Source organism: Streptomyces milbemycinicus (genome assembly GCF_002154605.1).
GTDB classification, from domain to species: domain Bacteria; phylum Actinomycetota; class Actinomycetes; order Streptomycetales; family Streptomycetaceae; genus Streptomyces; species Streptomyces milbemycinicus.
The window spans coordinates 22,028-43,199 of the sequence record NZ_MUNE01000070.1 but is presented as its reverse complement, the minus strand read 5'-3'; the positions used below and the strand labels follow the sequence as shown (position 1 = coordinate 43,199).

At 67.2% G+C, this 21,172-nt stretch carries 14 protein-coding genes; 7 read left to right on the top strand and 7 right to left on the bottom strand.

The features are described from left to right. Positions 1-26 precede the first annotated feature (26 nt). From CCN51_RS06525 to eccD, 4 genes are all read right to left on the bottom strand, one after another. Positions 27-1,406, bottom strand: coding sequence for a M16 family metallopeptidase (locus CCN51_RS06525; protein WP_086859352.1), 1,380 nt, complete (start codon positions 1,404-1,406; stop codon positions 27-29). Then, a complete protein-coding gene (locus CCN51_RS06520) occupies positions 1,403-3,655 on the bottom strand; it encodes a polyribonucleotide nucleotidyltransferase (RefSeq protein WP_086859350.1) in 2,253 nt (750 codons plus the stop codon). Before CCN51_RS06520 ends, CCN51_RS06525 begins: the two co-directional genes overlap by 4 nt. Before the next feature lie 399 nt (positions 3,656-4,054). After that, positions 4,055-4,342, bottom strand: coding sequence for a 30S ribosomal protein S15 (gene rpsO, locus CCN51_RS06515; RefSeq protein WP_014175967.1), 288 nt, complete (start codon positions 4,340-4,342; stop codon positions 4,055-4,057). 218 nt (positions 4,343-4,560) lie between these two features. After that, a complete protein-coding gene (gene eccD, locus CCN51_RS06510) occupies positions 4,561-6,030 on the bottom strand; it encodes a type VII secretion integral membrane protein EccD (protein WP_043489992.1) in 1,470 nt (489 codons plus the stop codon). A gap of 174 nt (positions 6,031-6,204) precedes the next feature. Between eccD and CCN51_RS06505 the strand changes: the two genes are divergently transcribed. From CCN51_RS06505 to CCN51_RS54235, 7 genes are all read left to right on the top strand, one after another. Further along, positions 6,205-10,161 (top strand): type VII secretion protein EccC, encoded by a 3,957-nt coding sequence (locus tag CCN51_RS06505; protein ID WP_014175969.1) that lies wholly within the window; start codon positions 6,205-6,207, stop codon positions 10,159-10,161. 172 nt (positions 10,162-10,333) lie between these two features. Beyond that, entirely contained in the window at positions 10,334-10,795 is a 462-nt protein-coding gene (locus CCN51_RS06500) for a hypothetical protein (protein WP_014175970.1), read from the top strand. Positions 10,796-10,816: 21 nt separating this feature from the next. Further along, positions 10,817-13,120, top strand: a complete 2,304-nt coding sequence (locus CCN51_RS06495; RefSeq protein WP_014175971.1) for a hypothetical protein — start codon at positions 10,817-10,819, stop codon at positions 13,118-13,120. A 21-nt stretch (positions 13,121-13,141) separates the two neighbouring features. Then, positions 13,142-13,783 (top strand): hypothetical protein, encoded by a 642-nt coding sequence (locus CCN51_RS54240; protein ID WP_143675735.1) that lies wholly within the window; start codon positions 13,142-13,144, stop codon positions 13,781-13,783. 699 nt (positions 13,784-14,482) lie between these two features. Then, positions 14,483-14,707, top strand: a complete 225-nt coding sequence (locus CCN51_RS06490) for a hypothetical protein (protein ID WP_238545359.1) — start codon at positions 14,483-14,485, stop codon at positions 14,705-14,707. Next, on the top strand, positions 14,694-19,175 hold the full coding sequence (locus CCN51_RS06485) for a DUF6531 domain-containing protein (RefSeq protein WP_245881582.1): 4,482 nt from the start codon (positions 14,694-14,696) through the stop codon (positions 19,173-19,175). The genes CCN51_RS06490 and CCN51_RS06485 overlap by 14 nt, the downstream gene beginning before the upstream one ends. Positions 19,176-19,177: 2 nt before the next feature. Continuing rightward, entirely contained in the window at positions 19,178-19,438 is a 261-nt protein-coding gene (locus tag CCN51_RS54235; protein ID WP_143675734.1) for a hypothetical protein, read from the top strand. A 604-nt stretch (positions 19,439-20,042) separates the two neighbouring features. Here CCN51_RS54235 and CCN51_RS06480 read toward each other — a convergent pair. The 3 genes from CCN51_RS06480 to CCN51_RS54790 form a co-directional block, all read right to left on the bottom strand. Beyond that, the gene (locus CCN51_RS06480; protein WP_014175974.1) at positions 20,043-20,381 is read right to left on the bottom strand and encodes a hypothetical protein; all 339 of its coding nucleotides are present in this window, start codon (positions 20,379-20,381) and stop codon (positions 20,043-20,045) included. A 113-nt stretch (positions 20,382-20,494) separates the two neighbouring features. Continuing rightward, complete coding sequence (locus tag CCN51_RS54795; protein WP_014175975.1) at positions 20,495-20,641, bottom strand: hypothetical protein; 147 nt, start codon at positions 20,639-20,641, stop codon at positions 20,495-20,497. A gap of 69 nt (positions 20,642-20,710) precedes the next feature. Next, the gene (locus CCN51_RS54790) at positions 20,711-21,124 is read right to left on the bottom strand and encodes an ATP-binding protein (protein ID WP_014175976.1); all 414 of its coding nucleotides are present in this window, start codon (positions 21,122-21,124) and stop codon (positions 20,711-20,713) included. Positions 21,125-21,172: the final 48 nt, after the last annotated feature.

Below are 21,172 nucleotides of genomic sequence, written 5' to 3'. Positions count from 1 at the left end.
GCGGTCTTGCGCGGTCCTGCCAGGCGCTAGGCGACGGCCTCGTGCAGGCGCGACGCCTGCTTGTCCTTCAGCGGGCCGATGACGGACAGCGAAGGACGCTGTCCCAGTACATCGTGGGCCACCTCGCGCACCTCGTCCGGAGTGACGGCCGCCATCCGCGCGAGCATGTCGTCCACCGACATCTGGTCGCCCCAGCACAGCTCGCTCTTGCCGATGCGGTTCATCAGCGCGCCAGTGTCCTCCAGGCCCAGCACCGTGGAGCCCCGCAGCTGGCCCACCGCACGCCGCAGCTCCTCGTCGGTCAGCCCGTGCTGCGCGACATGGTCGAGCTCGTCACGGCAGATCTTGAGGACGTCCGCCGCCTGGCTCGGGCGGCAGCCCGCGTAGACGCCGAACAGGCCGCAGTCGGCGAAGCCCGAGGTGTACGAGTAGACGCTGTAGGCGAGCCCGCGCTTCTCCCGCACCTCCTGGAACAGCCGGGAGCTCATACCGCCGCCGAGCGCCGTGTTGAGCACGCCGAGCGCCCAGCGCCGGTCGTCGGTGCGCGCGATGCCCGGCATACCGAGGACGACATGCGCCTGCTCGGTCTTGCGGCCCTGCACCTCGACGCGCCCGGCCGCCCGGATGGTGCGGGTGCCGTCGCGCGGGGCGACGGGGACCGCGTCCGTACGGGACAGGGCGCCCGCCTTGTCGAACGCCTTGCGCACCTGCCGGACGACCGCGGCGTGGTCCACATTGCCCGCGGCGGCGACCACCAGATGGGTGGGGTCGTAGTGCTTCTTGTAGAAGCGGGCGATCTGGTCGCGGCCGAGGCCGTTGACCGTGTCGACGGTGCCGAGGACGGGGCGGCCCAGGGGGGTGTCACCGAGCATGGTGTGCGCGAACAGGTCGTGCACACAGTCGCCCGGGTCGTCCTCGGTCATCGCGATCTCTTCGAGGACGACGCCGCGCTCGGCCTCCACGTCCGCGGCGTCGATCAGCGAGCCGGTCAGCATGTCGCAGACGACGTCGATGGCCAGCGGCAGATCGGTGTCGAGCACCCGCGCGTAATAGCAGGTGTACTCCTTCGCCGTGAAGGCGTTCATCTCGCCGCCGACCGCGTCGATGGCGGAGGAGATGTCGAGCGCGCTGCGCCGCTGGGTGCCCTTGAAGAGCAGATGCTCCAGGTAGTGGGTGGCGCCGTTCAGCACGGGGGTCTCGTCCCGGGAGCCGACGTGCGCCCAGATCCCGAAGGTGGCCGAGCGCACGGACGGCAGGGTCTCGGTGACGATGCGCAGACCCCCGGGCAGGGTGGTCCTGCGGACCGTCCCGATGCCGTTCTCACCCTTGAGAAGCGTTTGGGTACGGGCGACGGCCCGCCCCTCCGAGGAGGGGCGGGCCGTCGCCGCGTGGGCGCGGGACGTCACTTGGCGTCCGCGGCGGAGCCGCTGTCGGCGGCGTCCTTCGCTTCGTCCTTCGACGCGTCCGAGCCCTCTTCGTCCTCGATGACGGGGATCAGCGAGAGCTTGCCGCGCTGGTCGATCTCGGCGATCTCGACCTGGACCTTGGCGCCGACCTTCAGCACGTCCTCGACGTTCTCCACGCGCTTGCCGCCGGCGAGCTTGCGGATCTGCGAGATGTGCAGCAGGCCGTCCTTGCCCGGGAGCAGGGAGACGAAGGCACCGAAGGTGGTGGTCTTCACGACCGTGCCCAGGTAGCGCTCGCCGACCTCGGGCATCGTCGGGTTGGCGATGCCGTTGATGGTGGCGCGGGCGGCCTCGGCGGCCGGGCCGTCGGCGGCACCGATGTAGATGGTGCCGTCGTCCTCGATGGTGATGTCGGCGCCGGTGTCCTCCTGGATCTGGTTGATCATCTTGCCCTTGGGGCCGATGACCTCACCGATCTTGTCCACCGGGATCTTGACGGTGATGATCCGCGGCGCGTTCGGCGACATCTCGTCCGGGACGTCGATGGCCTCGTTCATCACGTCGAGGATGTGCAGCCGGGCGTCGCGGGCCTGCTTGAGGGCCGCGGCCAGCACGGACGCCGGGATGCCGTCCAGCTTGGTGTCCAGCTGGAGGGCGGTCACGAACGTCTTGGTGCCGGCGACCTTGAAGTCCATGTCGCCGAAGGCGTCCTCCGCACCGAGGATGTCGGTGAGGGTGACGTAGTGGGTCTCGCCGTCGATCTCCTGGGAGATCAGGCCCATGGCGATACCGGCGACCGGGGCCCTCAGCGGCACACCGGCGTTCAGCAGCGACATGGTCGAGGCGCAGACCGACCCCATGGAGGTCGAGCCGTTGGAGCTGAGCGCCTCGGAGACCTGGCGGATGGCGTACGGGAAGTCCTCGCGGGACGGCAGCACCGGGAGCAGCGCCCGCTCGGCCAGCGCGCCGTGGCCGATCTCGCGGCGCTTCGGGGAGCCGACGCGGCCGGTCTCGCCGGTGGAGTACGGCGGGAAGTTGTAGTTGTGCATGTAGCGCTTGCGGGTCTCGGGCGCCAGCGTGTCCAGCTGCTGCTCCATGCGGAGCATGTTCAGCGTGGTGACGCCCAGGATCTGGGTCTCGCCGCGCTCGAACAGCGCCGAGCCGTGGACCCGCGGGATCGCCTCGACCTCGGCGGCCAGCGTACGGATGTCCGTGACACCGCGGCCGTCGATGCGCTTCTTCTCCTTGATCACGCGCTCGCGGACCAGGGTCTTGGTCAGCGACCGGTACGCGGCGGAGATCTCCTTCTCGCGCCCCTCGAACTGCGGCAGCAGCTTCTCGGCGGCCAGGCCCTTGACGCGGTCCAGCTCGGTCTCGCGCTCCTGCTTGCCCGCGATGGTCAGCGCCTGGGCGAGCTCGTCGCGGACGGCGGCGGTGAGCGCCTCCAGGACGTCGTCCTGGTAGTCGAGGAAGATCGGGAACTCGCCGGTGGGCTTGGCGGCCTTGGCGGCGAGGTCCGACTGGGCCTTGCAGAGCACCTTGATGAAGGGCTTCGCGGCCTCGAGGCCCGCTGCCACGACCTCCTCGGTCGGCGCCTCGGCGCCGTCCTTGACCAGCTGGATGGTCTTATCGGTGGCCTCGGCCTCGACCATCATGATCGCGACGTCGCCGTCCTCCAGGACGCGGCCGGCCACGACCATGTCGAAGACGGCGTCCTCGAGCTCGGAGTGGGTCGGGAAGGCCACCCACTGGCCCCTGATCAGGGCGACCCGGGTGCCGCCGATCGGCCCGGAGAAGGGCAGGCCGGCCAGCTGCGTGGAGCAGGAGGCGGCGTTGATCGCGACCACGTCGTAGAGGTGGTCGGGGTTGAGCGCCATGATCGTCTCGACGATCTGGATCTCGTTGCGCAGGCCCTTCTTGAAGGACGGGCGCAGCGGGCGGTCGATCAGGCGGCAGGTGAGGATCGCGTCCTCGGACGGGCGGCCCTCGCGACGGAAGAACGAGCCGGGGATGCGCCCGGCGGCGTACATCCGCTCCTCGACGTCGACCGTGAGCGGGAAGAAGTCCAGCTGGTCCTTGGGGTTCTTGGATGCGGTGGTGGCCGACAGCACCATGGTGTCGTCGTCCAGGTAGGCCACGGCGGAGCCGGCGGCCTGACGGGCCAGGCGGCCCGTCTCGAAACGGATGGTGCGGGTGCCGAAGGCGCCATTGTCGATGACGGCCTCGGCGTAGTGGGTCTCGTTCTCCACCAGGAAAATCTCCTCTTCTGCGTCCCTCGTCCGTGTGACGGAGGAACGGTGGTGGAGCAGCGCCCCTGGCCTTGGTCCGGCGGCCGGGCCGGTCTTCGATCGAAGCCACCGGAATTGCCAGTTCCGGGAGCCACTACCGAGGACCGGCTCCTGTGGCGCCGGTGCCGCGGGGAATGAGGCGCTCCTCCTCGTTCGTTATGACGTTGTTGGGACCAGACTACAAAGCTTCGCCCGTCCTCACGACGGCTGTGGATATCGACAGGACGGTGCGCGGGCGTCGGCAGGTCCCGGGGCGCGGCGCCCCGCGCGGGTGCTACGCCTCGTACGGCAGCAGATCTGCGGCACGTACGGCAAAGGGAGCGGCCCCCTGTTCCGGGAACCGCTCCCTACCACGGCGTCTTACTTGGCGCCCGCCGCACCGCGGCGGATGCCCAGGCGCTCGACCAGCGCACGGAAGCGCGTGATGTCCTTCTTCGCCAGGTACTGCAGCAGACGGCGGCGCTGGCCGACCAGGAGCAGCAGACCACGGCGGGAGTGGTGGTCGTGCTTGTGGGTCTTGAGGTGCTCGGTCAGGTCGGAGATGCGGCGCGAGAGCAGCGCGACCTGGACCTCGGGGGAACCGGTGTCGCCCTCCTTGGTGGCGAAGTCGGCCATGATCTGCTTCTTCGTAGCGGCGTCGAGCGACACGCGGTACTCCTTCAGGGTTCTTCTGTTCAGCCACCGAGTGCCCCTGGTCTTGGTCTCAGGGGAGCTTCCGTGACTCGGGAGGCGGGGTCCGCTGGGCGCTGTCTCCAGAGTGCTCATACGAGAGCTCCGGGGGCGCGTACACAAACGGCCGTCACACAGCGTACCAGTCGACGGCCATCCGTTTACCCGCCGGACTCGCCTACAGCCCCGCCCCTGCTTTACCCGCTGGTCAGGCTGCGCGCGGAGGAGTAGACGTCCAGCACGGCCAGGGCGAGGGGCACCAGGGACAGCAGCAGGGCGCTCTCGGCCAGATCGGAGAAGCGGCCCCAGAACGGGGAGAGCCCCTTCTTGGGAATGATCAGCGCGATACCGGTGATCAGCGCGGCCCCCGCTACGACGGAGGCGGCAAGCCAGATCGTACGGACGTCCAGCGGCCCGCTGTCATGCCGCACCAGCAGCTTGAACATGGCGTCGGCCGGCGGGTTCAGGGACAGCCCGAGCACGAGCAGCCCCAGGCCGACCAGGCCCGCGGCGAGGACGGAGGCGACCTGCGCGGTGTAGCGGAAGAGGCGCGCGCGCAGCAGCATCGCGAGACCGGAGACGAGGGCCAGCACCTGGCCCCAGACGTTGTCGGAGAAGCCGAGCACGGCCGAGGCGCCGACGACGACGGCGGAGCAGCCGCCGACCAGGCCGAGCAGCATCTCGTGCCCGCGGCGGGCCTGGGCGGCGATCCGTTCGGCGTCCACGGGCTCGGGGGCGGGCCCGGACACCGGGTCGAGGTCGTCGTCCTCGGCTGCCGAGCGCGGCGCGGCGTATCCGATGGGCAGCCGGGCGACGCGCGCCGACAGGCCCGGCAGGAACGCGATGGCGCCGATCGCGACGGCGGCGCACACCGCGGCGGTCTCGGTGGGGCTGACCTCGGTGAGGATCGCGCAGAAGGTGGCGAGGGTGCCCACGATCGAGGCGAAGACCGCGGCGACGAACGGCGCGTCACCGGTCGGCATGGCGACCACCAGGGCGACCGAGACGACAAGCACGGCAACGCATCCGAGCAGGAACTGCAGCCGGCCGATGCCTTCGCCTTTGTCCAGGGCGAGCAGCCCCGAGCCCGCGATCATGGCGTGCGGCAGGGCGGCCAGACCGAGCGCGATCGCGGAGGCGCGGTCCTCATAGACCCGCGCCCGTACCCCCGCAAGGGCCGTGAGCAGCACCGCGACGGCGGCGGCGATGATGCCCGGCAGGCCGTGCATATCGTGTTTGAGGGGATCGGCGAACCAAAGCACGAATCCCATGAGGACCAGCAATAGGGAGCCGCCGAAAAGCCCGAAGGCACGCAGGAACCGATCGCTCCACAGTGTGCGGTCACGGGTGACGGCGGAGGCGATCGCGTCCGAGACGTCGTCGTACACGGCGGGCGGCAGCGACTCCGCGAAGGGGCGCAGCGACAGCAGTTCGCCGTCGAGCACCTGCTGGGCGCCCAGCGACAGCGAGCCGTCCAGGACCGTGCCGTCGCGGCGCACCAGGTGGTAGCCGGTGGGGGCGCCCACGGGCTGGGTCTGGCCGGTCAGGCGGAGGATCTCGGGGTAGACGTCGGCGACGGCGATGTCCTCCGGAAGAGCCACATCGATCCGACTGTCAGGTGCGACCACGGTCACCCTGCAGAAGCCGGTCGTGGCGGACGTACTCACCTTAAAGGCCCCCTGTTCGCTGCGATGCGGCACCGGTACCACCCGTGCGGCGGCCACCCTACCGGGGCCTGGCAGCTCATACGTCGGTAGGATCGCCGTCTCGCAGAGGGAGTCCGTCGCCACGGGGGTGCCGGAGAGGAACTGTTCATCTGCGTTGAGGGGTTGAGAGATCCGGTGAGCCAGGTCGTCGTCAAGCGCCAACCGCGGGCTCTCCCGCCCGAGGTGCCGAGCGAGGAACTCCGCCTCGAATCGCCCCCTGAGCTGCCGCGCGGCCAGCAAGAGGGCGTCCTGATGCAGCTGCTGCCCACACTGGGCATGGCTTCGTCGATGGTCTACTTCTTCATGCCCGGCGCCGCGCCGATGATGAAGATCATGGGCGTGATGATGATGTTCTCCACACTCGGCATGACCGTGGCGATGTTCATCAGGCACCGGCAGGGCTCGCAGGGGCAGCTGGCGGACATGCGCCGCGACTACCTCAAATACCTCGCGCAGACGCGCCGTACGGTACGGCGCACCGCGCGGTCACAGCGCGACGCCCAGTTCTATCTGCACCCCTCCCCCGACCAGCTGTGGTCGGTGGTGGCCGAGGGCAGCCGGGTGTGGGAACGCCGGGCGAGCGACAACGACTTCGCACAGATCCGGATCGGGCTCGGCTCGCAGCAGCTGTCCACCCCGCTGGTCGCCCCCGACACGGCCGCGGTCGACGACCTGGAGCCGCTGACGGCGGGCGCCATGCAGAAGTTCCTGGCAACCCAGGGGTCGCTGGAATACATGCCGATGGCGGTGTCGCTGCGCGCCTTCTACCACGTGACGGTGTCCGGCGAGCCGGACTCGGTACGGGGCACGGCGCGGGCGCTCGTCGGTGAGCTGGCCACCTTCCACTCGCCCGAGGACCTCGTCATCGCGGTGGTCGCACCGCGCAGCTCGGCGGCCTACTGGGACTGGACGAAGTGGCTGCCCCATCTGCAGGTGCCGGGCGCGATCGACGGGGCGGGCTCGCGACGGCTGTTCAGCGACTCCCTCGCGGAGCTCGAAGAGCTGCTCAAGGGGCGTCTGGAGGGACGGTCCCGGTTCAGCAAGGACGCCCAGCCGCTGCTCGACCAGCCGCATGTGGTGGTCGTGCTGGACGGCGGAATGGTGCCGCCGGAGTCGGCGTTCGCGGCGCAGGAGGGCCTGCAGGGCGTCACCGTCATCGAGGTGGTGGCGGGCGACCTCGACGAGCTGCGCGGCGGGCTCTCGGTGATCGTACGGCCGGGCAAGCTGGAGCTGCTGTCGCAGGTCGCGGCGTACGACGGGGCCCCGGACTCGCTGTCCCTCGAGGCCGCGGACGCGCTCGCCCGGCAGCTGGCGCCGCTGCGCATGGGCGGGGGCGACGACGACGAACCGCTGCTGGCCAACCTCGACTTCACCGATCTGCTGGGGCTCGGCGACGCGGGCTCGGTGGATGTCTCCCGGACCTGGCGGCCGCGGTCGATGGCCGAGCGGCTGCGGGTGCCGATCGGCGTCGGCGAGGACGGCTCGCCGGTCATGCTGGACCTCAAGGAGGCGGCGCAGGACGGTATGGGCCCGCACGGCCTGTGCGTCGGCGCCACCGGCTCCGGCAAGTCCGAGCTGCTGCGCACCCTGGTGCTGGGACTCGCGGTCACCCACTCGTCCGAGACGCTGAACTTCGTTCTCGCGGACTTCAAGGGTGGTGCGACCTTCGCGGGCATGTCGCAGCTGCCGCATGTGGCGGCGGTCATCACCAACCTCGCCGACGACCTGACACTCGTCGACCGTATGCGCGACTCGATCACCGGTGAGCTGCAGCGACGCCAGGAGCTGCTGCGCTCGGCCGGCAACTACGCCAACATCCACGACTACGAGAAGGCGCGGGCGGCCGGCGCCCCGCTGGAGCCCGTGGCCTCACTCGTCCTGGTGATCGACGAGTTCAGCGAGCTGCTGACGGCCAAGCCCGACTTCATCGACATGTTCATCCAGATCGGCCGTATCGGCCGCTCCCTGGGCGTACATCTGCTGCTGGCCTCACAGCGGCTGGAAGAGGGCCGACTGCGCGGCCTGGAGACCTACCTCTCGTACCGCATCGGTCTGCGGACCTTCTCCGCCGCCGAGTCCCGTACGGCGCTGGGCGTGCCCGACGCGTACCACCTGCCGTCCGTCCCCGGCTCCGGCTATCTGAAGTTCGGCACGGACGAGATGACGCGCTTCAAGGCCGCGTACGTCTCGGGCGTGTACCGCACCGGGGTGGCGCCCGCCGACTTCGACGGAACCTCGCTGCCCATCGAGCGCCGGCCGGTCATCTTCACGGCCACCCCGGTCCCGGTCACCTACACCACCCCGGACCCGGCGGCCCTCACCACCCCGTCCCGCCAAGAGGACGACGCGCTGGCCGACACGGTCCTCGACGTCATCGTCCGCCGCCTGGAGGGCCAGGGCGCCCCCGCCCACCAGGTCTGGCTCCCGCCGCTGGACGAGGCCCCCTCGCTGGACCAGCTGCTCCCGGCGCTGTCCCCGGTCGAGGGCCGCGGCCTGACCGCGCCCGAATACCCGCGCCTGGGCAACCTCGTCGTCCCGCTCGGCCTCATCGACAAGCCCTTCGAGCAGCGACGCGACGTGCTCTACCGCGACTTCTCCGGCGCCGCGGGCCACATGCTGGTCGTCGGCGGCCCGCAGTCCGGCAAGTCCACGCTGATGCGCACCCTGATCTCGGCCTTCGCGCTCACCCACACCCCGGCCGAGGTGCAGTTCTACGGCCTGGACTTCGGTGGCGGCGGCATGAGCTCCGTGGCCGACCTGCCGCATGTGGGCGGCATCGCCTCCCGGCTGGACCCGGAGCGGGTACGGCGCACCATCGCCGAGGTGGCCGGCATCCTGGCCCGGCGCGAGGAGTACTTCCGCGCCAAGAACATCGACTCGATCGGCACCTACCGTCGCCAGCGGGCCCGCGGCGAGCACGCGGAACAGGGCTGGGGCGACGTCTTCCTCATCATCGACGGCTGGGCCAACTTCCGGCAGGAGTACGACATGCTGGAAGGGGTCGTGGCCGATATCGCGGGCCGCGGCCTCGGCTACGGCATCCACATCGTGGTGACCGCTTCCCGCAACATGGAAGTCCGCGCCGCCTTGAAGGACCAGCTCCTCAACCGCCTCGAGATGCGCCTCGGCGACACGATGGACTCCGAATTCGACCGCAAGGTCGCCGCGAACGTCCCTGTCGGCGTCCCCGGCCGCGGCCAGCTCCCCGAGAAGCTGCACTTCATGGGCGCCCAGCCGCGTATCGACTCGGGCAGCGACCCCGAGGACATCACAGACGCCTCCGGCGAGCTGGTCCGCGCGGTGACCACCAACTGGAACGGCCCGCACGCCCCCCGCGTACGCCTCCTCCCCCGCCGCCTACGCGCCGAGGACCTGCCCAAGGGCTTCGAATACCCCCAGCAGGGCATCGCGATCGGCATCGACGAGACCAACCTCGAACCGGTCTTCGTCGACTTCGAATCCGACCCCTTCTTCCTCATCTTCGGCGAGAGCGAATCCGGCAAAACGGCCCTGCTGCGGCTCATCGCCAAGCAGATCACCGAGCGGTACGGCCCGGACGAGGCGAAGATCGTGGTCGGCGACTACCGCCGCTCCCTGCTCGACGTCATCCCCGACTCCCACCTCCTGGAGTACGCCCCGATCGCCTCGGCCCTCCAGGTCCACACCTCGGCCCTCAACGGCCTCATGGAACGCCGCGCCCCCAAGCCGGACATCACCCCCCAGCAGCTGCGCGACCGCAGCTGGTGGAGCGGACCGCAGTTCTTCATCATCATCGACGACTACGAACTCGTCTCCACCAGCAGCGGCAACCCCATGGCCGTCCTCACCGACAACCTGCCCTTCGCACGCGACGTCGGCATGCGCTTCATCATCGCCCGCAACTCCGCCGGCGCCTCCCGCTCGATGTTCGAGTCCTTCATGCAGCGCATCAAGGAACTCGGCGCCCAGGGCGTCATGCTCTCCGGCGACCCCACCGAAGGCGACCTCCTCGGCGGCGTCCGCCCCCGCCCCATGCCCCCGGGCCGCGGCTTCTTCGTCTCCCGCAAGCGGGGGACGCCGCTGGTGCAGCTGGGATGGCTGCCGGACCAGTAGGCCCGCACCGTCGATCACCGACAGACCTCTGCCCCGGGCCGCCCGGCCCGGGGCAGAGGTCTTTTCGCACGGCGACACACCCCGTCAGCTACCCATACGTACGGTCAACTCCCCTAAGCTAAGCGTGACTTATGACTTTGACTCTCGAACACGCACACCAGGGGAGAGAAGCGTGTCGTTCGAAGAAGAGTGGAACGGGCTCCGGGCCGAGGCGACGACGCGCATGCGTCTCAACGAAGCCGGGAAGGGGTCATCCGGGGGTGGCGGCGGTTCCGGCGACCTGATCGTGCACCAAGACGATCTGGGACGGGTCGGCCACGAGGCCTTCTTACTCCACGACCGCCTCAAGAAGGCGGGAGACATGACCCGTGGAGCAAAGGACGACGGCTCGACCATCAAGGCCGCCAGCACGCTGACCAACCACCACTTCACCTTGGGCGGCGCTCTCACCACCATGGCCATGACCTGGAACGACCAGCTCAAGACGCTGCTACAGGCCTGCGCCCATATCTCCAACCACCTCGACTACTCGAAGAAGTCACAGGCCCATACGGACGCGAAGATCGCCGCCGACATGGCACGCCTGGACGGGACCGCCATGCCGGTCTCCGAGATCTCCAAGTACTACAAGTAGGGGACGGGACGGGGACCGCATATGGCACACCTGACTTTCGACGACCTGTATCACATCTCCCTCACCAGCCTCGGCTCGGCAGCCGACGACTGGAAGGAGATGGTGGACCAACTCGAGACCCTGGCCACGGACGCCAGGGACGGCATGGTGAAACAATCCGAAGCCGCCCGCTGGGCCGGCGTCAACGCCGATGTCACCAGGCCCTTCGTGCGCAAGACCGGCAAAGAGTTCAGCGACGCCCATGCCGAGGCCAAAGCCATCTGGGCCATGCTCCGCGACGCCCACAAGGAACTCGCGGCGCTCCAGTCGGCACTCAAGGAGGCCGTGGACGTCGACGCCAAGAACAAGCAGATTCAGGTTACCGGCCTACCGGACGGCACGGTGCAGTGCGTATATCTGCATCGACGCGACACAAATGACGAGCACACGACGGCGCAACTCGACTACAAAGACCGCCTGAAGCACCGGATCAACAATCTCATCGCCCAGGCCGATGACATCGACAATTCCGCTTCAAGCGCCCTGAAGAAGATTCACGGTAACGACAGCCATGACTTCGGCCACGCAAAATACGACTCCCTGGATGACGCCCAGTCCGCGCGAGCAGTTCAGCTTGCCAGGAAGAGCCTCGCGAAGTACCGGGACGGTGGTGAGCTCAGCATCACGGAACTCGCCGAACTCAAGCGGCTTTTCGCGCAAAACTCCAAGGACCGCGAGTTCGCTGTCGATTTCTACAAGGCCCTGGGCCCGAAGGATGCCCTGCGCTTTCAGGCTGAGATCGCGTTCGACGCTCAGAACGAGGGCGACAAAACGCAGCTCAAGCTCGCTCAAAGCATTCAGACAAGCATGGGCGAGAGCCTCGCAACGGCCACTCGGCCCCCCACCGGGAAGGACGACCCCAATACGGCCTTCCGAGAGGACAGGGACTACCTCGGTAAGGCATGGCAGACAGACCTCAAGCGGGTGGGGCGCGCGCCTCTCACATTCCAAAGGAACAGCGCCAGAGTCGAAATTCGAGGCTATCAAGTCCTCGGAGCAATTTTACGCCACGGTAGCTACGATAAGTCGTTCCTCACTCCCATCGCAGAGGACATGGTCACATTCGAGCGCAAGCACCCGGGGGCCTGGCCGCAACCGCACAACTCATATTCGAGGCTCGGGGCGGATGGGTTCGGCCTCAACCTCGACAAGGACGGCGGTCCCGGCTGGGACCCCATGGCTGGCCTCTTGGAAGGTCTCTCGCACAGTCCCGGAGCGTCGACGGAGTTCTTCCACGGCTCCACGGGTGAGGGCGAGCACGACGGACTCAAGAAGATCAGCAACCTCGACTACTTTCTCGGGGACAAGGACGGCAAGGGCGCACGTGAGTGGGCATACGGCGCCGTGGGCACCAAGGTCTCCGACACTGAGAACTTCGGCAAGGAAGCACTCGGACACGCTCTCGAGTCCGCCACGTCCGGGCGCCCGTACGACAGCGACGCACCCGCGAAGAACCACACACAGGAGCAGGCCGACATCTTCGACTCGGTGGTGAAGAGAGTGGCTGCGAACCCCGAGCTCTTCAAGGGGGACGGCGAACTCGCCCCCATCGCAGGCAGCCTCGGTAATATGTCCGCAGAGTATATGTACGATATCCAGCGAGTTTACGCAGGTGGAGACGAAAGTGGCTACATCAGAGACACCGGCGCCGAACCGGATCTCTCAAAGCCGGAGGACAAACACACTTTGGATCTGTTCCTGAAGACGACCACAGCAGACCCTGACGCATACGCAGCCGTCACACAAGCTCAGGAATTAGTGACCGCCGAAACGCTCCGTCAAGCAATAACTCATCGCGGAGACAACGAGGATATCGGGAATCTAGCCGAGATAGCCGTGACCCCAGGCGCAATGGTCGAAGGAAACGCGGCCCAGGGTCGGGCTGATGCAATAGCAGCTGCCGACGACAGTGCACAGAAGGCTCAAGAATACAATGATTCACTGACAGCCGGAGACGGATGGATCGGTCGATTCGTGGATCTGGGAATTGGCGCCATCGACAATATCCCTGTGGCTGGCGATGTCGCCGGGTGGGTGATCGAGGACGCGCGAGAGGCCGTCCTGGATCATAGAGCAGCGGATCCGGACGACGCAGCGAAAAAGATTCAGGAAAATAAAGACGCATACCTAACAACCGAACGCGTAAAGAGGGCCGAAAGAGCAAAACAAGCATTTTATGATGCAGCAACCCAGGCGGGCATAGACGCCAAGAATCAAAGCGTTAAGAACGCCGCTCAGCAGGTCTACAATGCAGCATATAGCGCCAACGCTGTCGAGGCTTCATAAGGAAGTAGGTGCCTCTCGCACATGATACTGAAGCCACTACTCTCGACTCGCAGCAAAGGGATCGCCGCCACACTGTTCCTGGTACTCGGCGCCGGCACATGGTGGGCGGCGAACAATTCACGGTCCGATACCCACACCATCAAGATCCCCCAGCGGATCTGCCATAATCGCATTTCCGGCGAAAAAGCGGCACCCCTCTTGCTCGCCAAGGGATCGAAGTACACGGAAGACGCCAAAACATTTGGCGGCTGGTCATTGCTGGGAACTTGCGAGGCGAAAGTAGATGATAGTCGCATTTACGTATCCTATCAGGATGCCCTCGGCCACAAACGCAGTTATCGCCCCAAAGGGATTCCTGTTTCCCTAGGCAAGGCTTATGGATCCTTGACCACCGGAGGGGCTATCAATCTATACGTCTCATGCACCAATACCCCTAGAACCGCCACAGAGTGGCTACTAATAGGCGCAAACGCCACCATGGTGGGCAACCAAATTGATGACGGGCGGAAGCTGAATAAGTCAAGCAGAGGGCTGCAGGCGCTGACCGAGTTCACCGCCCAGGCCGTACGCGACCTAACCCAGGACTGGTTCAAGTGTCCCGGCGCAGACCAACTGCCAGACGGCCCTGTAACCATCCACTGGGACAAACCAGCCGTTCGTTGAGCCGCCACCACCATCGCGTCGCGTAAGCCCGACGCCCGAAATGCTCCAGTCAGGGCGCTCGACTCCAAACAGAGCCTGTCAGTTCAAAGTCGGGCAGGAATTGCGCGACCAGGTATCTCACCATAGGCGGGTAGCGAGGGCAGCACTCTCAATCCAGCAGATTCACAAGTACGTCGGGGGTGGCTGCGCAGAGGCATGGCGACCACTGAGGGCATCGCTCGCCCGTGTCAAGATAGCCCTTGTGTTCGGGGGAATGAACGACTCGGGTACACCCCGACGCAGTGGCAGGAAACTGGCCGACCAGGTACTCCCAGCGGCCGCCACGCAGGTGTCAGAGCGGGAGAGGCGGGCGACGCTGCCCGAGCCGCAGCTGCACCTGCAGCGCCCGAAGGAGCCCGGCCGCCCAGTCACACAGACAGTAGAAGTCTGGCCTGTGGCACTGGCGTTCACATCGATGGAACGGCTTCCGCTGTTCGCGGGGGCACGTGAATGGGCGCCCACGACCGTCGAGGATCGGGCGGGGCCGCTGCCTGAGGGCGTAGGGGCGTTGGTCGATCCGTCGGATGAAGGCCCCTCCCCGCTGGCTGCAGAAGCGCTCAGGGCCGCGGGCACAGGGATTGCGGAGTGACGGGCCATGATGGGGGAACGTCTTCGGGTGGTCCGAAGCCGGGTGACGTCTACAAGCTCGAGATTCCTTCGGTGCGTGACACTTTGATGCCTTTGGAGGAGTCGGTCGTCGACGCGCGCCGCATCGGGAACTTCGCGCCGACCGCAGGCAACATCGCCAAGCTGCCGTTCGGGGAACACGGGCTGAAGGCGTGGCAGTACGGCTCCAAGCCGACGTACGACCCGCCACCTGAGATCTACCAGGAGCCCTGGCTCGACGACTACGGCTTGAGGGGGCGGTCGCGTGACTCAGCGTGATGCGATGGAGGGTGGTTCGGCTGAGCGCATTCCGCCGGGCGCGGAGCCGGCGGATGTCATCTATGGCGATCCGTCGGATGTCGATGATCTGGTGGTCAGGCTTCGGGCTTATGCGGGGGCGTTCAAGGACGGTCAGGGGCAGTTGGATGTCCTGTCGTTGATGGACTGGACCGGGGCCGGTTCGGAGGGTTTTCAGAAGGCGACGGAGAAGCTTCCGCTGGAGTTGGAGTCCGCGCAGACGTACTTCCATGCGGCTGCGAATGCTCTGGATTCGTATGCGGACAAGCTGCGTTCGGTGCAGAAGCGGGTCAAGCCGATCATCGAGGACGCGGATGCGGCGCGGGCGGCGTCCAAGGCGTACTGGAAGGACGTCACGGCGTACAACGCCGCCGTGGACCGTAAGGACGACACCCTGCCGGAGCGCCCACCGAAGGACGATCCGGGGATCACCGCGCTGGAGGGGTGTTACCGGCGTCTGGACAAGCTCGAGGGGGAGCTGCGGCCGGTCGTCGACGCGGCGAAGAAGAAGCTCGCCAAGGCGGCAAAAGAGGCCCCGGACAAGCCGCCGGCACCGAAAGGCTGGGACAAGTTCAAGAAAGGGTTCGGGGACTTCGCCGGCGGCGCGGGCGACACCCTGTACGGGTGGTACGAGGGTTTCGACGACCTTGTCAAAGACGGGCCGGACGGTATCGGCCTCCATCTGGCCGGCATCCAGGACGGTGTGGCCTACGCGGTCGATCATCCGAAGGAGTTCGCCAAGGCGGTCACCAACTGGGACGAGTGGCAGCGCAACCCCGCCCGCGCGGCCGGGCAGCTCACCCCCGAACTCCTCCTGGCCCTGGCCACCGGCGGCTCGGGCGCGGTGCGCCGCGGCGGTTCCGTGGCCAAGAATGCCGCCCAGCGCCTGCTGAACCGCGAGCGCGGGCTGCGCCGGGACGGCAGCGCCCGCAGGCGGACCGACACTGATCCCAAGCGGAACTGCACCCCGGGCTCGAAGCGCTGCACGACCGGTGAGCCGATCGATGTGGCGACCGGCGAGATGGTCATGTCCGCCACCGACGTGAGCCTGCCCGGTGCCCTGCCCCTGGTCCTGGAGCGCCACTATGTCTCCGGGCATCCGTGTGGTGGCTGGTTCGGCCGCACCTGGGCCGGGACGCTCGATCAGCGTCTGGAGATCGACGACGCCGGGGTCGTCTACGTCACCGACGACGGCATGCTCCTCACCTACCCCGTACCCGAGCCCGACGTCCCGACGCTCCCCACCTCCGGGCCGCGTTGGCCATTGCACTGGGACGGCAAGCCCGACAGCGCCTTCACCGTCACCGTCCCGGAACACCACCGCACCCTGCACTTCGCGCCCTTGCCAGCAGGTGGCCGGGAGCTGGTTCTGACGGCGATCACCGACCGGACCGGCGAAGGGGAAGGCGACCGCATCGACATCGCCTACGACGAGCACGGTGCACCGAAAGAGATCGTCCACTGCGGTGGCTACCGCATCGCCGTGGACACCGATCCGGCCCTGCTGCGGATCACTTCCCTGCGCCTGCTGCACGGCGAGGGGTATGAGCACAGCACGACCCTGATCTCCTACGGTTACAGCGAAGCCGGAGATCTGGCCGAGGTCGTCAACTCCACTGGCCTGCCCCTGCGGTACCAGTACGACGACCAGCACCGCGTCACGTCCTGGACGGACCGCAACGGCACCTCGTACGGCTACGTCTACGACCACCGTGGCCGGGTGCTGCGCGGGATCGGCCCGGACGGGATCCTCTCCGGCCGTCTCCACTACGACACGCAGGCCCGTACCACCCGCTATACGGACTCCCAAGGCAACACCACCACGTACGTGTGCAACGAGGCGTACAAGGTCGTCGCCGAGACCGATCCGCTGGGGAACACGACCCGCACGGAATGGGACGAGACCAACCGCCATCCCCTCGCCGTCACCGACCCCCTGGGCCACACCACGCACCACCACTACGACGACGACGGTCGGCTCACGGCCGTCGTCGGGCCCGACGGCACGGTGACGGAGGCCGTCTACGACGGCTGGGGTCTCCCGTTGGAGATCCGCGAGCCCAACGGCGCAGTCTGGCGCCACACCTACGACCAGCACGGGTCACGCACCTCCACCACCGACCCCACCGGCGCCACCACCCACTACACCTACGGCACATCGGGCCACCTTGCGTCGGTCACGGACCCTCTGGGCCATACCACCGAGGTCGACACCAATGCGGCAGGTCTGCCCGTCGCCATCACCGACCCGCTGGGCCACACGACCCGTATCCGCCGCGGCCCGCACGGCCGCGTCACAGCCGTCACCGACCCGCTGGGCCACACCACCCGCCACGGCTGGACCATCGAGGGCAAACCCGCCTGGCGCGAGGGGCCGGACGGCGCCCGGAAGGTGTGGCAGTGGGACACCGAAGGCAACCTCGCCCGCCACACCGACCCGGCCGGACACACCACCACCTACACCCACACCCACTTCGACCTTCCCGCCACCCGCACCGACCCCGACGGCGCCCACTACGCCTTCACCCACGACACCGAACTGCGCCTGACCGAGGTCACCAACCCCCAGGGCAGAAAGTGGCGCTACGAGTACGACGCGGCAGGCCGCCTGATCGCCGAAACCGACTTCAACGGCGCCACCCGCACCTACGAACGCGACGCCGCAGGCCGCCTCACCGCCCAGACCAACGCACTGGGCGAAACACTGCACTACACCCTCGACACGACAGGCCGCCCCGTCGCCCGGCATGACCAGACCACGGGCGAGGTGACGACGTACGCGTACGACACGGGCGGCGCCCTCCTGCGCACGGCGAACACGAACACCGATTTGACCCTGGAACGCGACCCAGCGGGCCGCGTCCTCGCAGAGACGGTCAACGGCCGGACGACCGCATACGGCTACGACGCGGCAGGCAACCGCACCCACCGCACCACGCCATCGGGCCTCGCCTCCACCTGGACCTACGACGCGACCGGCCGCCCGGCCACGCTCACCACGGCCGACAACACCCTCACCTTCACGCACGACGCCGCAGGCCGCGAAACGAAGCGTACGACCGGAGAGGTAACGCTCACCCAGGCCTGGAACGATGCGGGACGCCTGGAAGCCCAAAGCATCACCACCTCACCGCAGAACCACCTTCTCCAGCACCGCACCTACACCTACCGCCCCGACGGCTACCTCACCGAAATCCGCGAACTCACCTCCGGGACGCGGAATTTCACCTTGGATCCCATGGGCCGTACAGCGGGCGTCCAGGCCCATGGCTGGAGCGAGAAGTACGCCTACGACACGACAGGCAACCAGACCCACGCCACCGCACCGGCCCACCCCACAACCGGAGACCGCGGCTACCAGGGCACCCTCATCCGCCACGCGGGCCGCACCACCTACGAACACGACGCGGCAGGCCGCCTGATCCGCCGCATCCGCAAACTCCTCAACGGCCAGACCCGCACCTGGACCTACACCTGGAACGCCGAAGACCACCTCACCGACGCCACCACCCCCGACGGCGAACACTGGCACTACACCTACGACCCACTCGGCCGCCGCATATCCAAAACCAGCCCAGACGGCACCTCCCTCACCTTCACCTGGGACGGCACCCGCCTGGCTGAGCAAACCACCCCGGATGGCACGGCCACGACATGGGACTACGCTCCGGGCACCCACCGCCCGATATGCCAATCCACACACCAGACCCTTGAGGCTGTCCCCGAGACCGCCCACCCGCTCCCCGCTCTGGCCGACACCACCCCGCAGTCCGAGTACGACGCCCGCTTCCACGCGATCATCACGGACCTGGTCGGCACGCCGACCGAGCTGGTCACCCCCGACGGCACCCTCGCCTGGCAACACCGCACCACCCTCTGGGGCACCCCCCTCGCAACCCAACCGGGCGCGGTGGACTGCCCACTCCGCTTCCCCGGCCAATACGCCGACCCGGAAACCGGCCTCAACTACAACTGCTTCCGCTACTACGACCCGGAGACGGCCCACTACCTCACCCCCGACCCACTCGGCCTCGCCCCGGCCGACAACCCCCATCTCTACGTTGCCAACCCTCACATCTGGGCTGATCCACTCGGTCTGGAGGGTTGCAAATCAAGCCCTCGATTCGTCGACGGTGACATCTGGGACGACTCATTCGAATTGTCCGGGCAGACGGTTGAGACCATGGCGACGGTGCGCGCAGCCGGCGACACTCTGAATCTGGAAGGTTTCATGGTATTCCCGAAGGGAACAGAGGGTCTCAGCCGAGCGCCGGTCGGTCCTGATGCGCTCAGGCAGATAAAATATGCCCTGGCAACACAAGCGCGCGCTGAAGGCTACAGTACCGTTGTGCTCAATTATGAGCGCCACATCCCCAAGCCGGACGGATCAATATTCAGGCGTCCCAGCTCCATGACCTTGGATGTCGATAAAATCTTGGGAGGAGGATAAACATGGATCGGTCGCTCCTGGACGCGCTCGCTTCAAGTTTTACCGAGGATGGATTGGTCGAACAGGAGGCGGTGTTTCGGAAATTGCGCGATCTCGGGAAGTCCCCCATCGAGGCGATCTATGTAGCTTCCCGAGTTCTCGGGCTGTCGCTGCCAGAAGCGAAAACAGCTCTCTACCAGAGCACTTCATGGCGAGACCAGCATGAGAACTGGCAGAGCGTTCAATCCGCCTTGAACGATGGGCCAAATAATGATCTACGCTGATTCGCCTGATGCGTAATAAGACGCCCAAGCCCCCGCCAGTTGCATCCCGGCAGAGCCTCGGCATGGTGTGACGGCAGTGGCCGACGGCAGCGCCGTCGGACGGGGCCGCGCAGAGCGGCCAGGCGGCTTACCACGCTGCCCTTGACTCGGCGCCCAGGGCGTCACGCTCTCCGGCAACTCCACAGAAGGCGACCTCCTCGGCGGCGCCCGCCCCGCCCCATACCCCACGGCCGCGGCTTCTTCGCCTCCCGCAAGCGGGGAACGCCGCTGGTGCAGCTGGGGTGGCTGCCGGACAAGTAAGCCTCCTGCTCTTTCACGGCGAGGCCAAGCCCACCCAGCACTCACCGACCTCTGCCCCGGACCGAACTGGCCCGGGGCACAAGGTTTTTCGTGGCGACACGCCCACCCGGCTACCCGCACGTACGGTCAACCACCCTAAGTTAAGCGTGACTTGTGAGTTCGGCTCTCAAACACGCACACCAGGGGAGAGAAGCGTGTCATTCGACGAGGAGTGGAGTGAACTTCGCTCGCAGGCAGCACAAGGACAACAAGCCCAGATGCGGGTCAACGCCCGGTGGCTGCGGGTCTGCGCATGAATGTGTTGTCAGCGTCCCGTCAGCCGCGCGAGCTCTGCGCCGTTGAACTCGTCGAAGAGCACATCCGGATCCACCGCGAGGTCAGGTACGTGGAGGGCGTCATAGTCACGCCTGCTGACCGGCACACCCAGTTTGGTGGCAAGGCGGTCAGCCAGTCGCGCGAGCTCCGCCGCCGGGTGGTCGTTAAAGAAGGCGAGATTGGCGGCGCACGCCTCGGTGAGCGTGCGTCCGCTCATGCTCCATACGGTGGCCTCGGTATCGATCTCGGCGATCGGCGTGGGCTGATCCTGAGGCTCGTCGGAATACGTCCAGTAGCCGATCCAGCCCCTGCAGCCTTCGGCGACCACGTGCAGGTGCCGGCTGAGCTCCTGGGCGGCGACGAAGACGGCCCTCCACCCGTGGTCGTCGCATTCTCGGTCGCCGAGGAAACTGTCATCACCAGCGGGTCGACCTGATCCGGTTACAGCAGGGTGATGCCGAACAGCTCGGCGGTCTCGTTGCAGCCCTCCCAGTGAGCCGTCAGGAGCACGCGAAGATCCTCGGGCACGAAATACCCATCCAATTGCTCCCGCGAGTACCGCGCCATCCGGTCATCCGACATGCTCATGTGGTGCGGATGCCAGATCCCTTCAACTTCACCGCAGGGGCCGATATGCCCGCCGTGAAGGAGTTTCCTTCAAGATCGAACGAGCCACGGGAGCGCGTCGAGCGGCAGGATGACTTTGCACCACACCTGCTTCAGATCCGCGCCAATGCGGTGCCACCCCCAGCCGGCCGTCAGCGCCGTGACCATGAGCAGCCCTCGCCCATGTTCGCCGAGCTCGGCGTTGGGATCGCAGCTCATCCGCGGGTGCGCATGCGGAAGGTAGTCGCCTACCAGGATGCGCAGACTGGGCGGGCAGTAGGCCGTCGCCTCACAGAGGATCAGGTCGAACGAGGCGAGACCGCCGCCGTGACGCAGAGCGTTGGCGCATAGCTCGCCCACGACGGATTCGATCTGGAAGGCCGCCTCAGGCAGGCGCCACCCCTCGCGAACCCATGACGCAGCTCTGTGTCGCGCGTGCACCACGACACGGTCACGGCCCAGCACCGGGCCCTCCCAGCCGACTCGCGTTGGTGGGCATCCAGACAAGGTTGG

What these genes read in the sequence shown, in the direction of transcription:
- CCN51_RS06495 (WP_014175971.1), top strand. Translation starts at nt 10,817, where the DNA reads ATGGCACACCTGACTTTCGACGACCTGTATCACATCTCCCTCACCAGC.
- CCN51_RS54240 (WP_143675735.1), top strand. Translation starts at nt 13,142, where the DNA reads ATGATACTGAAGCCACTACTCTCGACTCGCAGCAAAGGGATCGCCGCC.
- CCN51_RS54235 (WP_143675734.1), top strand. Translation starts at nt 19,178, where the DNA reads ATGGATCGGTCGCTCCTGGACGCGCTCGCTTCAAGTTTTACCGAGGAT.
- CCN51_RS54795 (WP_014175975.1), bottom strand. Translation starts at nt 20,641, where the DNA reads ATGAGCATGTCGGATGACCGGATGGCGCGGTACTCGCGGGAGCAATTG.